The organism is Sorangium sp. So ce119, assembly GCF_051524405.1.
Classification (GTDB): Bacteria; Myxococcota_A; Polyangia; order Polyangiales; family Polyangiaceae; genus Sorangium; species Sorangium cellulosum_G.
The window spans coordinates 10439157-10454104 of record NZ_CP150310.1 but is presented as its reverse complement, the minus strand read 5'-3'; the positions used below and the strand labels follow the sequence as shown (position 1 = coordinate 10454104).

The window sequence follows — 14948 nt, the reverse complement described above, 5'->3', positions numbered from 1 at the left end:
TTCTTTGGTTGTTCCTCTGTGCCCTCTGTGCCTCTGTGGTTCAAATTTTCTTCATTCCTGGGTGTTTCAAGCGGATCGGCGCGCTAGAGGTGCCGGGTCTCGGCCGGCGGTCTCCCCCAGTCGTTCGCTCGACCATCGGCGTATCGAACGGGAGCCTCGACGAGCTCGCGAGGATCGACGTCATCGAGCGCCCCGAGCTGGACAGCGACGTAATCGCCCCCGATCTCCGCGACATGGCCGCGGCCGAACGAGCGCACGCCGCAGTGCTTGCAGAACAGGTGATGACCGACCTTGTGGTTGAACTGATAGTCGCTCAGGTCCTGCTCACCCGAGAGCAGGCGAAACGCGTCCGGGCGGATGATCGCATTCCAGTTCCTCGTCTTCGTGCAGATGGAACAGTTGCACTTGTTCGTGCCCAGGCTCAGATCGATGTCCGCCTCGAATCGAACCGCGCCGCAGTGGCAGCTTCCTCGATAGGTCTTCAGCATGGGACGGGCCTCCACAGGTGGTCGTGTGACAGTTCACCGCTTGCAGCAACCTCCTCGACGAGCGGCAGGAAGCCCCGGCCGCCGAGGGCGTCGCGAAGAAAAGCCTGCTCGTCTCGCCGGTGCAAGCCGGCGCTTCGGGTCGATGCGCGCGCCGGGGAGGCGACGCGCGCCCTGCTGACCGCGCTCGGGGTTCGCCGCAGCGCCGTGCCGGACCTCGCGCGGCACAGCCGCGGAAGACGCTCCGCGGGTCGCCGGCCCGGGGAGACCACGTGGTACGCTGTGGCACACGCCGCGCCCCCGCGGGCCCAGCCGCGCCGGCGCGCGCGCCTCGCGAGCTCAGCCGCGGGGCCGATCGCGCTCGCCGAGCGGCCCAGGAACCGCGCCGCGGTGCGCATGGCCCCCCGAGCGCCGTCCGGCCTTCGTCAAGGCTGCATGATTGGGCCGCCACCGGAGCGACTCCGCACCTCATAAAGAGATGGCCAGCGCGACCGGCCCGGTCACAATGTCCCCATCACAGGAGGCAGACGTGAAGCTTCAGAGGGTGCTCGTCCTGTCCAGCGTAGGACTCGTTTCGGCCTGCTCGGGCGCAGGTTCAGAGGATCCAGCGGCCCCTCCGGCGCTGACCTGCCAGGCCTCACCGGAATGCGCGGCCGCGCCCGAGACGCCGCTGTGCGACCAGGCGATCGGCGAATGCGTCGCGCTCCCGGCCGGACACCCCATCGGCGTGAAGGACGGCAGCCCGTCCTCGGTCACGCTCGTGCCGGTGTTCGAACCGGACAGAATGCGTGAGCCGACGGATCTCGACTTCAACCCGGAGAGGCCGGACGAGCTCTGGGTGGTGAACCGCAAGGACGACAGCGTGACCATCATCTCGAAGCCGGGCGCGCCGGACAGCCAGGCGGTCCGCCTCCGCGACCCCGCCGCCTCGCACTTCATGGACCGGCCGCCGGCGATCGAGTTTGGCCACGCGGGCACGTTCGGCGTCTGCGGGGACAGCGACAACGGCGGCAACTACTTCATGGGTCCGACGCTCTTCTCCTCGGACCTCGCGATCTTCGCGGAGGAGACGCCCGACGGCCTCGGGTCGCACCTCGACATGCTCCACTCGAGCCCCTTCTGCAAGGGCCTCGCGCACGAGCACGGCAACGTGTACTGGGTCTTCAACGGATACGACCTCTCGATCGACAGGTACAACTTCGCCGTCGACCACGGCCCCGGGAACGACGATCACGCCGACGGGGAGATCTCCCGCTATGTGCCGGGCGAGGTGCTCGGCATCGACGAGGCGCCGAGCCATATCTTCTACCGCGCCGAGGACCGCCACCTCTACATCGCCGATACCGGTCACAAGCGGCTGCTGAAGCTCGATACAGCGAGCGGCACGCCCGGGAGCAGCTTCGACGGGAGCGAGCCGGTCGTGGCGCGCCACCACGTCGACGGGGCCACGCTGACCGAGCTCGTCCCCCCGGGGACGCTCGAGACGCCGAGCGGCATCGAGGTCCAGGAGGGCATCGTGTACGTCACGGATCACGCGACCAGCCGGTTCCACGCCTTCGACCTGGAGGGCCGGCCCGTCCGCACCCTGGATACAGGGCTGCCCGCGGGCTCGCTCGCCGGGTTCACCTTCGGGCCGGACGGCAAGATCTACTTCGTCGATCTGCTGTCGAGCCGGGTCTACCGGATCGATCCCATCCTGTGAGGCGGACCGGCGGCGGCGGCGCAACCCGGGTGCGCCATCGTTCCTGACCGGATCAGAAAGCAGGCGTTGAGCCCCTCCGGCGTGTGGATACGCCAGGCAAGGATGGCCTCGATGGCCCGGCCCACCCCCTCCCCTGCCGGTCACAAAGAGCTGTTAGTTTCCGCCCGCTCTGTGATACCAGGAACAAGGAGCGAGGGGGAATGTCTTCTCCTATAGCGCCGTCCTCTCACCGTGTGCGCGCCTGCGCGCTCCGCGTCGGTCGGGTATGCCATCGGCCGGGGGACGGTCGCCGGAGGTACCGGGACCGTGAATATCCATGCAAGAGCGAGAAACTCTGCATCCTGGGCTTGTCCTCATCGCAGATGACAGCTCGGACAACCTGGAGGTGCTCTCGAGCGCGCTCATCTGCGACGGGCTGGAGGTCGCCGTCGCGAGCGACGGCGAGGAGGCCGTCGAGCTGGCCAGCCGGGCGCAGCCGGACCTCATCTTGCTCGACGCGCTGATGCCTGGCCTCAGCGGGTTCGAGGCGTGCCGGCAGATCAAGGCCAATCCGGCGACGCAGAGCATCCCTGTCATCTTCATGACGGCGCTCGCTGAAGCGAAGTTCAGGATCCGGGGCTTCCGCGTGGGCGCGGTGGACTACGTGACCAAGCCGTTCGAGGAGACCGAGCTGCTCGCGCGGGTTCACACCCAGATCTCGCTCCGGCGCGCGACGCGGGCCCTCGAGGAAAAGAACAGCCGGCTCTCGGAGGAGATCCGGGAGCGCGGCAGGGCCGAGGAGGCGCTGGCCGAGGCCGTGCAGCAGCTGCGCGACGCGAACGCGCAGCTCTCGGAGCAGCTCCTGGAGCGCGAGCGCGCCGAGGCCGCCAGGGCGGCGCTGCAGGAGCAGATCATCGCGGTGCAGCGGGAGAGGCTCCTCGAGCTCGCCGCGCCGCTCATCCCGATCGTCGACGGCGTCCTCGTCATGCCGCTCGTCGGCACGGTGGACGCCGAGCGCGCGAGCCAGGCGATCGAGACAGCGCTGTCCGAGGCGGCCAGGCGCGGGGCGGATCACCTCATCATCGACATCACCGGGGTCAAGGCGGTCGACGCCACCGTCGCGTGCATGCTGCTGCGCGCGGCGAGGGGGCTCTCGCTGCTCGGCACGCGGGCGATCGTCACCGGCGTCCGCGCCGAGGTGGCGCAGACGCTCGTGGGGCTCGACCTGCACCTCGATGGCATCGTGACGAAGGCCACCCTGCAGTCGGGCGTCGAGCACGCGCTGCGGACGCGCGGCCGCAGGCAGGGCTGAAGCGAGCTTCGAGGAGCGGGCGGAGCGGCAGCTCGCCCGGCACCTCCGCGGGGACCGAGAGAGGGGGAGGACGCAGGATGGAGCTGAGAGACTACGCGGTGGGGGAGGTGATGCACGAGGGGAGCGAGACCCGGGTGTGCCGCGCGGTCCATCGCCCCTCGGGCGACAGGGTGGTGCTCAAGCTCCCGGCGGCGGCCGCGCCGAGCTCCCGCGTGGCGGGGCGCATGATCCATGAGCACCGCATCCTGACGCAGCTCGGGGCGGTGACGGGGATCGCGCGGGCGCGGGAGCTCCTGCAGCAGGGCGGCGCGGTCGGGCTGGTGCTCGAGGACCCGGGGCTCCAGTCGCTGGATCGCGTGCTGGCCGAGCGGGGGCGCCTGCCGGTCGAGGCGGGGCTGACGGTGGGCGCGCTCCTCGCGCGGGCGCTCGAGGCGGTGCACGCGGCGGGCGTCACGCACAAGGACATCAAGCCGCAGAACGTGCTCGTCGACGCGGCGTACACGCAGGTCAAGCTGCTCGACTTCGGCATCGCCTCGTCGCTGCCGCTGGAGGCGACGGCGGCGAGCGTCCCCGAGGGCATCGAGGGGACGCTGGCGTACGTGTCGCCGGAGCAGACGGGCCGCACCGCGCGCGCGATCGACGCGCGCACCGACCTCTACTCGCTCGGCGTGACGCTCTTCGAGGCGCTGTCCGGACGGCTGCCGTTCACCGAGCGCGACCCGCTCGCCCTCGTGCACGCCCACCTGGCCAAGGAGCCGCCTGCCCTCGACGAGGTCGCCCCGGACCTGCCCCCCGGCATCGCGGCGATCATCGCCCGGCTCCTGGCGAAGGACGTGGACCGGCGCTACCAGACGGCCCGGGGGACGGCGGAGGACCTGGAGCGAGCGCTGCGCGCGTGGCGCGAGCGCGGCACGGTCGAGCGCTTCCCGCTCGGGGACAAGGATTTCTCGCGCAGGCTCCGGCTGCCGGACGTCCTCGTCGGGCGAGAGCACGAGCGCGAGCGGCTGGGCGCCGCCTTCGCCAGCGCCGCAGAGGGCGCGGTGGAGCTCGTGCTCATCGGCGGCCCGTCCGGCATCGGCAAGACGGCGCTGGTGCGCACCGTCTACCGCGACATCGCGCGGGCCGGGCGCGGGCTCCTCATCTCGGGCAAGCACGACCAGCTCGCGCGCTCGACGCCTTACGCGGCCATGGCGCAGGCGTTCGGGGCGCTCATGCAGCAGTGGCTGGCGAGCCCGAAGCCGGTGCTCCGGGCGTGGCAGGCGCGGATCAAGGCCGAGGTCGGGGACAACGCGCGGCTCATCGCCGACGTGGTGCCGGAGCTCGATCGGGTCATGGGCAAGCTCGCGCCGGTGCCGCCGGTGCAGGGCGATCAGGTGCTCGCCCGCCAGCGGCTGACGTGGCTCAACTTCGTGCGGGCGGTCACGACGCCGAACGCGCCGCTCGTGATGTTCCTCGACGACATGCAGTGGGCCGACAGCGCCACGCTGGAGATCCTGAGGACGCTGCTCACGGACGCGGAGCGGAGGGATCTCCTGCTGATCGCGGCGTACCGCGACAACGAGGCGCCCCCCGAGCACCCGCTGTGGAAGCTCGTGGCGTCGGTGGGCGAGAGCGGGGCGAAGGTGACAAGGATGTCGGTGGGGCCCTTGTCGGAAGAGCACGCGCGAGCGTGGGTGGCGCGCGCGCTGAGCGGCGAGGCGGCGCGCGTTACGCCGCTGTCGCGGACGCTGTGGCAGAAGACGCGTGGAAACCCGTTCTTCATGGAGCAGCTCCTGCTCTCCTGGCACCGGCAGGGCAAGGTGGTCAGGGACCCGGACACCGGCGCGTGGCGCTGGGACCAGAAGGAGCTGGAGCAGGCGCAGGTCACCGACAACGTCGTTGCCCTCCTGACGGACAAGGTGCTCGAGATGCCCGAGGCGACCCAGCAGCTCCTGGGGCTCGCCGCGTGCGCGGGGCACACGTTCCACCTCCACGACCTGGAGCGGCTCAGCGGGTGGGATCGCGCCCGGGTGACCGGGGCGCTGTGGCCCGCCATGCAGGAAGAGCTGGTGGTGCCGACCGACGGAGCCTACCGGTCGGCGCAGGCGCTGGGGCAGGCCGGCGGCGGGACCGTGGAGGGCGCGCTGGACGCCGAATACCGCTTCTTGCACGACCGCGTGCAACAGGCGAGCTACGAGCGGATCGCGCCGGCGCAGCGCGCCCTCGCGCACCTGGAGATCGGCCGGCGCCTCTGGGCCCAGCGCCGGGCCCAGGGCGGCACACCGCAGCAGCTGCTGGAGCTCGTGCGGCACCTGAACCTCGGCTCGGCGGGGATCGACGCCGCCGAGGAGCGGGAGGCGCTGGCGCGGCTGAACCTCGAGGCCGCGCGCGCCGCGAAGGCGGCGAGCTCGCACCGGCTCATGGCGAGCCTCGCGGAGACGGCGCAGGCGTTGCTGGACGTGGACGCGGACGTGGACGACGGCGCGCGGCGCGACGACCCGGAGCTGGCCGCGCAGCTCGCGCTGGAGCGGCTCGAGGCGGCCTTTCTGCTGCGCGAGTTCGACGACGTCGAGGCGCGGTCGGCGCGGCTGCTCGCGACGCCGCTGCCGGCGCTCGCCAGGCTCTCGGCGCAGGAGCTCCGCGTCCGGAGCTGCCAGGCAGCGGGCCAGTTCGCGCGCGGGGTGGAGCTGGGGCTCGCGGTGCTCGCGGAGCACGACATCGTGTTTCCGGTGACGGACGAGGAGCGCCGCGCCGCGCTCCTCGAGGAGTCCGCCGCGCTGGATCGATGGTTCGAGGACGATCCGGGCGCGTTCGACCGGATGCCCCCCGATCCCTCCGTGGAGCACGTGCTCGTCGACGCGCTGACGATGCACCTGATGGTGTGCGCGGCGATCGGCGGCCAGCCGCTGCTGTCCACGCTCGTGATCACCCGCGCCGTCCAGCGGGTGCGGCGGCACGGCGTGCTCACGCCCGTTTCCCCCTTCATCATCGCCTGCTTCGCCAACGTGTGGTCGCTCTCCACGGGGATGTACCGCCGGTCGGCGAGCTGGGTCGGCCCCGGCGTGCGCGCGGCCGAGCGCGTGGCGTCGCCGTTCCTGGCAGAGTGCCTGTCGTTCCTGGGGCAGTACACCGTCTATTCCCGCCCCGCGGACGAGATGGGGCCCATCTTCGAGCGGACCTGCGCGACGGGCCTGAAGATCGGCTCGTTCCAGGGGACGAGCTGGGGGCTGGAAGGCGACCTGTTCTATCACCGGGTGTGGCGCGGCCAGCCGCTCCGCGAGCTCGAGGCGCACCGGGCGGCCCGCTGGGGGCTGATGCAGCGCGCGGGGACGGCGCTCGGACACCATTTCTTCGAGGCGATCGCCTCGTGGTGCGGCCGCCTGATGACAACGGGCGAAGCGGAGATGGTCCTGCCCGAGGAGCCGTTCGCGCGCGGGTCGCGCTCGCTCCTGGCCGACGGAGACGGGATGGCGGCCGAGCTGGCGCGCATCCTGGAAGCGCACCTGTTCCTCGTCGTCGGCGCGTATCCGATGGCGCTCTCGCGGGCCCGGGAGGCCGAGCAGTTCCGCGTGTCGATCTTCGGCTTTCCCCCGGTGACCGACGTGCCGCTCTGGCTCGCGCTCGCGGCCGCGAGGTGCTGGCGGCAGGACGCGGGCGCGGAGGAGCAGGCCAGGCTGCGCGAACACATGGAGCACGGCCTCGCGCGCCTCTCGTACTTCGCCGAGGGGTGCCCGGAGAACTTCCTGCACAAGCTGCGCCTCCTCGAGGCCGAGGCCGCCCGCGTGCAAGGCAAGACCGACGAGGCCATGGCCAGGTACGACGAGGCCATCGCGCTGGCGCGCGGGCAGCGCTTCCTGCACATCGAGGCGCTCGCGGCGCAGCTCTGCGCCGAGTTCCACCTCGAGGCGGGCAGGAGCCGCATCGCGGCGCTGTACCTGCGCGAGGCCAGGGACGCCTATGCCCGCTGGGACGCGCACGCCGTCGTGGCCCACCTGGAGGCGAGGTGGCCCGCCCTGCTCGGCGCGCCTGCCCAGCCCGCGGCGCCCGCGGCGCCCGCGACGCCCACGACGCCCACGACGACGGAGCGCCGCCCCGCGACGAGCCTCACGACGCTCACCACCACGAACGCCACCGGCAACGCGCAGCTCGACGTGAACACGGCTGTGCGCGCGGCGCGGGCGCTGTCGAGCGAGCTCGACCCGGAGCGGGTCGTCGGCCGGCTGATGGAGCTCGTGCTGGAGAGCGCGGGGGCGCAGCGCGGCGTCCTGCTGCTGGTCGAGGGAGAAGAGCTCTCGGTCGTGGCGCGGCTCTCGGTGGAGGGAGGCCGGATCGAGACCGGCCTGTCCGAGCCGCTGTCGCAGAGCGCCGAGGTGGCGAGGGCGGTCGCGCACTACGTGGAGCGCACGGGCGAGCCGGTCGTGGTGGACGACGCCAGGGCCGACGCGCGCTTCGCGGCCGATCCGTACCTGGCCTCGCACGGCGTCCTCTCGCTCCTGGCGATCCCCCTGTCGCACCGAGGGCGCCTGCTCGGCGTGCTCTACGTCGAGCACCGCGAGGCGCCCGGGGCGTTCCACGAGAAGCGGGTGGAGCTGCTGTCGGTGCTCGCCTCGCAGGCCGCGATCGCCGTGGAGAACGCCCTCCTCTATCGAGATCTGGAGGCCAAGATCAAGGAGCGCACCGCCGAGCTCCACATCGCCAAGGAGGCGGCCGAGCGCGCCAACCAGGCCAAGAGCGACTTCCTCTCCAGCATGAGCCACGAGCTGCGGACGCCGCTCAACGGGATCATGGGGTATTCGCAGATCCTCGTGCGATCGCCCGAGCTCCCGCCGAGGGGGCGGGAAGTGCTGCACCTCATCCAGAAATCGAGCGACCACCTGCTCGCGCTCATCAATGACGTGCTGGATCTGGCCAAGATCGAGGCGGGCAAGATCGAGCCGGTCCTGAGGGAGTTCCAGTTCCCTCCCTTCGTGAAGACGGTGGTCGACCTGTGCCGGGTGCGCGCCCAGGAGAAGGGGATCGCGCTCACCCACGCGCTGCGCGGCGCCGCGCTGAAGGCCGTCCACGCCGACGAGAAGCGGCTGACGCAGGTGCTCTTGAACCTCCTCGGCAACGCCATCAAGTTCACCGAGCGGGGCGGCGTCTCCCTCGACGTCGAGGTGCTGGAGGAGCGCGTCCCTGCGGGGCGGATGGTGCGCTTCCGCGTCGAGGACACCGGCCCTGGGATCGCGCCGGAGCACCTGTCGCGGATCTTCGAGCCGTTCGAGCAGGTGGGAGACCAGCGCGCGAAGGCCGAGGGCACGGGGCTCGGGCTCGCCATCACGAAGAAGCTCGTGGAGCAGATGGGCGGAGCGATCCAGGTACAGAGCCAGCTCGGCGCGGGCAGCGTCTTCACCGTGACGCTCCCGCTGGCCGAGGCGCGATCGTCGGCGAGCCCGATCGACGACGATGGGTGGGAGGCGATCGTCGGCTATCGCGGCGAGCGCCGCGCGATCCTCGTCGTGGACGACAACGCCGACAACCGCGCCGTTGTGCGCGAGCTGCTGGCCCCCCTCGGCTTCGATCTCTGCGAGGCGGACGGCGCTGAGGCGGCGCTGCGCGTGGCCGCCCAGCGCGCGCCGGCGCTCATCCTGATGGACCTGGCCATGCCGGGCATGGATGGCCACGAGGCCACGCGCCGCCTCCGGCAGATGCCCGAGCTCGGGCGGGTCGTCATCGTGGCCTCGTCGGCGAGCAACTCCGAGGCCGAGCGGCGGGAGAGCGCCCGTTCCGGGTGTGATGACTTCCTGCCCAAGCCCATCAAGGCGAGCGCGCTCCTGGACAGGATATCGGGCCTGCTCGGCGTCGAGTGGCTCCGCCGCGAGGAGTCGCCCGTTCGGGGCGCGCCCGCGGAGGGGCCCGCGGGCGCCGGGCAGCTCGTGCGGCCTCCGGCCGAGGAGCTGGCCCTCCTTTCGGACCTTGCGGACAAGGGGCTCGTCCGCAAGGTCCTGGAGGAGGCGGAGCGGATAAGGCAGCTCGACCCGCGGCTCGGCCCCTGGGTCGACGAGCTCGTGGCGCTCGCGCGCGGCTACCAGACGCGGAAGCTGCGGGAGTTCGTCCGACCGCCCTTCGTCAGCGGGGTCGTCGCTGGCGCGCGCGCGGAGGGGCGATGAGCGACGACGGCGCGCGGAGGAGCTCGGCGAAGCGCGCGAGCGGAAAGCGCGCGGCCGCGTCGGCCCGGTAGACGGCCGTCCACCGCTCGGGGAGGCCGTCGCGGGTGAAGCGGCGCGCGACGACCTCGCCGCGCGCGATGCTCGGCGCGACGGCCCAGCGGGAGACGAGCCCGACGCCGAGGCCGGCCTTGACCAGATCCACGAGCGCGTCGGTGAGCGGCACGCTCGTGGCGAGCGGCATCGGCGCGCGCTCGCTGGCGATGAGCTCGCGGAGGCGCTCGACGTCGCTCCGCGGGGCGTCGTGGGTGAGGAGCTTCTCGCGGCCGAGCTCGACCACGGTGACGTACGGGCGCGCGGCGAGCGGGTGCGACGGCGGGACGATGACCGTCCACTCGTCGTCGAAGAGCGGCTCGACGACGAGCGCGCGATCGCGCACCGGCGAGCTCACGACGGCGAGCTCGATCTCGCCGCGGAGGAGCGCGGCGACCGGCTCGCGCCGCGCCTCGAGCGCGATGCGCACGTCGACGTCGGGGTGGTCCTTCGCGAGCGCCGAGAGCACCGGCGGGAGCCAGTGGTAGGTGGTGAAGCACTCGACGGCGATGCGGAAGACCTCGCGCTTGCGCGACCCGGCGTGCTGCAGGTCCCGCTCGACGCGCGCCAGGTCGGCGAGCATCGCGCGCGCGGCGTCGAGCAGCCGCGCGCCGGCCGGGGTGAGCTTGAGCTGGCGCCGGACGCGCGTGAAGAGGACGACGCCGAGGCGGCCTTCGAGCTCGGCGAGCTGGTGGCTCACGGCCGACTGCGTGAGGTGGAGGCGCGCCGCGGCGCGCGTGGGGCCGCCCTCTTCGGCGATGGCGCGGACGAGGCGGAGGTGGCGGATCTCGAGCATCTGGGACATGAGCTGACCTCATGAAGTCATGGGAAACATGAGTTTCTCACATGCCGAGACGACGTTCATAGTGGCTTCATGAACACGACGACCTTTCGCCCCCAGCAAGATCAGCCGTTCGAGACCGTCGCGCCCGGCGTCCACTTCAGCTTCCTGCGCCGCCACGGCGGCGGCGGCGGGATGACGGTGCTCGTTCGCATGGAGAAGGGCGCGCGCGCGCGGCGCCATGACCACCCGGGCGGCGAGGAGACGTACCTCGTCTCGGGGAAGCTCCGGGTCGGCGAGCGCGTGCTCTCGCCGGGCGACTACCTCTGGACCGCGCCGGGCGAGAGCCATGACGGGTATGCCGAGGAGGAGAGCGTGTTCTTCGTCGTCCTTCCGGGCGGACTCGACGTCACCGAAGCGCGCTGAGCGCGCGCGAACCGGGCCGAGCGACGCGTTCCGCGCCCCCTATGACGAGATGGGGGAAGACCTCTTCGACGGCCATCACACCGGCGACCAGTTCTTCGAGGCGCTGCCCACGACGCTCGAGGAGCTGTTCACACCGCAGTTCCTGGACTCCCTGCGGCCCCCGACGGGCACGCTCCTCGAGGCGCTCCCGGAGGCCGACAGCACGTGCGATTGGCGTCCCGGCGTGCCCGTGCATCTCCACGCGTCATCCGGCGATCGCGACGTGCCGATCGCGAACGCGCACCATTGCCAGGAGCTGCTCGAAGCGCGGGGGGCCGAGACCAGGCTGGTCGACTTCGGCGAGGTGGACCATAGCACCTCCGTTACCCTGAGCTTGCCGAAGGTGCTCGAGCAATTCGCCGCGCTCGAGGATTGAGCCCAGCCGACGCGGCGGCTCTGGCCACGCACAGCCAGACGTCTGGTGATGGTCAGTTTTCCCGCGAGTGATCAAAATAGCCTGATCCCGGTGGCGACTGCGGATCTCGCCGCGTAGGTTCGGCCGCAAGCAATTGCGGTACGCGGGTGCTGCGAACACCCCGGACCGCGTGGCCGAACCCCGCTGCGAACGAGGTCCGACGTGTCCGTTGTACACTTCGTGCTCGTCGCCGCGTGGAGCGCCATCCGGCGCGGCAAGTACCGGCCAGACCCGAAGGGAAAGCCGCGCGACGCGCTCCGGAAGTGGCTCCACGGCATCGCGTGGCCGCAGGCGGCGAAGTACCTGGACTCGGCGTACGTGCGGCGCTTCATCCTGGACCCGCAGCCGCTCGGCAGGCTCCGCGGCATCGTCGGTCCGAGCCTCGACGGCCAGGTGGAGACGCGCGACCTGCTCAGGGCGATCGAACGGCTGGAGCCGCGCCATCGGGAGATCCTGCTGGCCGTCGACGCCCCGGAGACCCTCTCGGCGTACGCCGCGCAGCGCGGGATGAACCCGTTCACCGCGGCCAGCCGGCTCCGCATCACCCGGGAGGCACTCGCGCTGCGGCTCCGGAGGTGGCGCTGATGAAGATCAACATCCGCGACCCGAAGCACCGGCACAGCCTCACCTTCCCCGGGAAGCCGGTCACCCGGCGCATCTCGCCCGACGACATCGAGGCGTGCGTGCGTGCGTGCGAATGGCTACCGGCCGACCGCGTCCATCGCGCGCGACTGGCCGGAGGACATCGCGTTCTCCTGGATCCCGCCGCAGTGGCCCGACCCACGAGCCCCGCCGTTCCACATCCAGCCGCGAATGGTGCCGGGCCCGAGGCTGTGCTCGCAGCCGCTGGAGCCCGTCATCAAGGCCATCGCCCACAACGAGAAGCGCACCCCGGGCGAGGTGCTGCGCGAGATCGCGGTGATGGCGCTGATGGTCGAGGGCGGCGGGTCGCCGACCCATCAGTTCCGAGGCCCAGCCAAGCCCCCGGCGCGTTACGAGAGATATATCGTCAGCGATACGCGCAGTACCTCCAGGCGATCGGCGCCGTAGGGGGGCAACATCATTCGCGAGCGCCAGTCACGCGAAGTCACCAAGCGCCGCCTTGGCGGCTGCAACGTACTCATCCCGGATCAAGTTTGAGGTTAAAAGATCCTTAAGAATAGGCTTGAGTTCGTCGAGCGTAAAATCACGCACATCGAATGCGTGCCTGTACCTACCAGCAATAAGCTTACGAACGAGCTTCAGTCGTTCGTGCTCGTTTGCGGTATCGAGCTCGCGATGGGTGTGGTCATAGGCCGGAACGATATGCGGATTATCTTCGTTCGCAATCAGCTCCGGGGCTACTTGCGACCTCTTAAACAACAAGACCCATACCTGACTAGGGGGAACGGACCGCGGCGTGCCCGTCAATCGAAATAGAAGCAATGCAAGCGCGTGCAACTCCACCGTGGCGTTAGCATTACCTCTACGAAACACCTCAGAAGCAATACTGCCACACCAGCGCCCTATCCGACCAACGCGTAGGACGAGCCTAATAGGCAGCAGAGGGTTCACCATAGATCCCTCCACGTAAGCCCAGGCAGACTTCCTGCGTTCCTTGTCTCTAGGCTTGAGAGCGCCCGCACACTGCGAAGCATCAGGATTTTTTTCTATCCAGCTACCACGCCCCGATATGCCTATTGCGAGCCACTCTTCCACAATGGTTTTCGCTCCGACATCAAATATGAGCCGACGCACGCAAGAAAGCTGCTGCTGCGCGACGCACACGCTCCGATGCTTCGGTAGACAGTCGTGTCATCATCGAGCGAAGCTCTCGCTTTCCGTGTCTTGATAAGTGAGTAGCCACAGCAACTGCTGCCACTTGCAAATGCTCGTCGTGCTCGTCGTCGGCAGAGCACATGTGCCGGATGAGTTCCAAAACCATCGGCTCAAACGAAGCAACCTTCGCTCCGGCAATAGCCTCCATGGCGAGGATTCGCTGATCCTGGTCGCATGAGACACCAATCCGGCCGCGAGCTATACCATAAAGCTCGTTAGCAACCGCTTCATCGCGGTACGATCTAAGGCGGGTCTGTATAGCCGATGTAGCAGCATCAATCGAGTCGATGTCACGAGCCGCCATGAGCGCGATAACGAACGGATTACTAGGCCCCTGATGGCTCGCCGTCTCCGGCGCGCTGGTAGGCACGTCAGATGCTGGCCCTCTCGCGGTCTTTATGTTACCAGGAGGCGGTATCCGCGCATTCGTCGTGTATACGTCACGCATCTCAACTAGAGATGACAGTGCGTTTGCGTATGCTCTTGCGGGTAGTTGATCAACTAGCCAGTGACACAGCGCACGCACAAAGTGCGCCTCAATATCACCGTAATTCCTATCGGTCGCCTGCTCGCGAGTTACACGTACCTCGTGCCGAATCGTTGGCGTGGTCCAGGGTACCATCGTCTGGCGTGCCGGCGATCTAGTCTGCGTCGGGGTCCCGCGGTTCCATTGCGCTGTGGAGGTGCTGGGTGATGTACCAGCGAAAGAGGTGACCAGCTCGTCGGTTGAACTCATCGAGGACATTGTCGACTACTCCAGTCTCGGTTTGCTTCTCGGAAAAGAAGTCACTGTCGATGATGTAGGTCGGCTTCACCCCGTCGTGGTCGAGGCCGTGTACAATGCGTACCCGACCAGACTCCTCGGTGAGCCGCACAATGAGCTCTCGCAGCACGTGCTCTACATTTGGGCCAATCGACGCATCGGCAAGCTCGCCAAGAGCCTCTGATGTCAGAAGCTCTCTCCATTCAACGCCAACTAACCCGAACGCCTCGCGGTCAATTCGATCGCGGTAACGAAGGCCGACACGGCTAAAGAACGCGGGTGCGTACACGTCACGAAGAGCGGACAGCGGAGTCCGCAGCTTCTCCTTGAAATCCGACCATTGACGATACGCCTTAGTCGTTAGCGCGATGAAGTCTTGCGCCAGGGAAAGCGTCCATGATTGGTCGGCCGACGAAAACTCGTGCGTAACGCCACCGCCTGCCGAGATCGCTTGCATTATTTCTGGTGGCAATTGCAGTCCGAGCGGCGGCTGCGCAACGACGCGCCTGTACAGTGGGAACGTAACTCGGACTGAATCTTGAAACGCGGCGGGCGGCTCTGCCACGATTCGAAGAATCGGTGGAAAGCGGAGCTGACAGACAACTTCCTCCAGTGGGTTTTTGCCGTACAAGACACGCTTTGACTCGGGGAATGGCATCGGTCGCTCGACGTTGGATCCTTCGGCCGCCTAGAGTACACCATGCGCCGGCCGTGGCGCGCAACACCTGGACCCCGTACGCTATTCCAGCGAGCCCGTCTGTGACGGCAGGATCAATACCTGGGGCTCCGCGTGCGTGCGACCACCACATGTGGTGGTCCTTGCGTGGCCGCGGCGGCGCCGATGAGAGTGGCCGGACCTGTGAGCTGGACTAACGCGCTGCGTTGTCGGGTCAGACTTCACGACGGGGACAGGCTCATCTGCTTCCAATGCATCGGCCCAGGCGCGGACGGCGGCTCTGACGGCGGGGGGGTGGGGGCGCTGCGTGCGCGTGCGGCGGGGATGTCGAGGG

11 protein-coding genes are annotated in these 14948 nt (G+C 69.4%); 7 read left to right on the top strand and 4 right to left on the bottom strand.

Going from position 1 to position 14948, the window contains the following annotated elements; genetic code table 11:
• Positions 1-83: 83 nt before the first annotated feature.
• Positions 84-488 carry a GFA family protein gene (locus tag WME76_RS39580; protein WP_437287280.1) on the bottom strand — a complete coding sequence of 135 codons (405 nt, stop codon included), beginning with the start codon at positions 486-488 and terminating at the stop codon, positions 84-86.
• 526 nt (positions 489-1014) lie between these two features.
• Between WME76_RS39580 and WME76_RS39575 the strand changes: the two genes are divergently transcribed.
• From WME76_RS39575 to WME76_RS39565, 3 genes are all read left to right on the top strand, one after another.
• On the top strand, positions 1015-2187 hold the full coding sequence (locus WME76_RS39575) for a hypothetical protein (RefSeq protein WP_437957334.1): 1173 nt from the start codon (positions 1015-1017) through the stop codon (positions 2185-2187).
• A gap of 316 nt (positions 2188-2503) precedes the next feature.
• Positions 2504-3478, top strand: coding sequence for a response regulator (locus tag WME76_RS39570; protein WP_437957333.1), 975 nt, complete (start codon positions 2504-2506; stop codon positions 3476-3478).
• A 77-nt stretch (positions 3479-3555) separates the two neighbouring features.
• Positions 3556-9606 carry an AAA family ATPase gene (locus WME76_RS39565; protein ID WP_437957332.1) on the top strand — a complete coding sequence of 2017 codons (6051 nt, stop codon included), beginning with the start codon at positions 3556-3558 and terminating at the stop codon, positions 9604-9606.
• Here WME76_RS39565 and WME76_RS39560 read toward each other — a convergent pair.
• Positions 9566-10501: a LysR family transcriptional regulator gene (locus WME76_RS39560; protein ID WP_437957331.1), complete on the bottom strand. Its 936-nt coding sequence runs from the start codon at positions 10499-10501 to the stop codon at positions 9566-9568. The two genes, WME76_RS39565 and WME76_RS39560, sit on opposite strands and share 41 nt — an antisense overlap.
• Before the next feature lie 69 nt (positions 10502-10570).
• Between WME76_RS39560 and WME76_RS39555 the strand changes: the two genes are divergently transcribed.
• The 4 genes from WME76_RS39555 to WME76_RS39540 all read left to right on the top strand — a co-directional run bounded on the left by WME76_RS39555 (position 10571) and on the right by WME76_RS39540 (position 12407).
• Positions 10571-10903: a cupin domain-containing protein gene (locus tag WME76_RS39555; RefSeq protein ID WP_437957330.1), complete on the top strand. Its 333-nt coding sequence runs from the start codon at positions 10571-10573 to the stop codon at positions 10901-10903.
• 49 nt (positions 10904-10952) lie between these two features.
• A complete protein-coding gene (locus WME76_RS39550; protein ID WP_437957329.1) occupies positions 10953-11318 on the top strand; it encodes a hypothetical protein in 366 nt (121 codons plus the stop codon).
• A gap of 201 nt (positions 11319-11519) precedes the next feature.
• Positions 11520-11942, top strand: a complete 423-nt coding sequence (locus tag WME76_RS39545; protein WP_437957328.1) for an RNA polymerase sigma factor — start codon at positions 11520-11522, stop codon at positions 11940-11942.
• A 102-nt stretch (positions 11943-12044) separates the two neighbouring features.
• On the top strand, positions 12045-12407 hold the full coding sequence (locus WME76_RS39540; RefSeq protein WP_437957327.1) for a hypothetical protein: 363 nt from the start codon (positions 12045-12047) through the stop codon (positions 12405-12407).
• A gap of 27 nt (positions 12408-12434) precedes the next feature.
• Here WME76_RS39540 and WME76_RS39535 read toward each other — a convergent pair whose 3' ends face one another.
• Positions 12435-13124 (bottom strand): hypothetical protein, encoded by a 690-nt coding sequence (locus WME76_RS39535; protein WP_437957326.1) that lies wholly within the window; start codon positions 13122-13124, stop codon positions 12435-12437.
• 692 nt (positions 13125-13816) lie between these two features.
• A complete protein-coding gene (locus WME76_RS39530) occupies positions 13817-14596 on the bottom strand; it encodes a TIGR04255 family protein (protein ID WP_437957325.1) in 780 nt (259 codons plus the stop codon).
• Between the last annotated feature and the right edge of the window lie 352 nt (positions 14597-14948).

Bases quoted from the DNA above. Each gene is read 5' to 3' on its own strand.
- WME76_RS39530 (WP_437957325.1), bottom strand. From the start codon at position 14,596: ATGCCATTCCCCGAGTCAAAGCGTGTCTTGTACGGCAAAAACCCACTG.
- WME76_RS39565 (WP_437957332.1), top strand. From the start codon at position 3,556: ATGGAGCTGAGAGACTACGCGGTGGGGGAGGTGATGCACGAGGGGAGC.
- WME76_RS39580 (WP_437287280.1), bottom strand. From the start codon at position 488: ATGCTGAAGACCTATCGAGGAAGCTGCCACTGCGGCGCGGTTCGATTC.
- WME76_RS39550 (WP_437957329.1), top strand. From the start codon at position 10,953: ATGGGGGAAGACCTCTTCGACGGCCATCACACCGGCGACCAGTTCTTC.
- WME76_RS39570 (WP_437957333.1), top strand. From the start codon at position 2,504: ATGCAAGAGCGAGAAACTCTGCATCCTGGGCTTGTCCTCATCGCAGAT.
- WME76_RS39555 (WP_437957330.1), top strand. From the start codon at position 10,571: ATGAACACGACGACCTTTCGCCCCCAGCAAGATCAGCCGTTCGAGACC.
- WME76_RS39560 (WP_437957331.1), bottom strand. From the start codon at position 10,501: ATGTCCCAGATGCTCGAGATCCGCCACCTCCGCCTCGTCCGCGCCATC.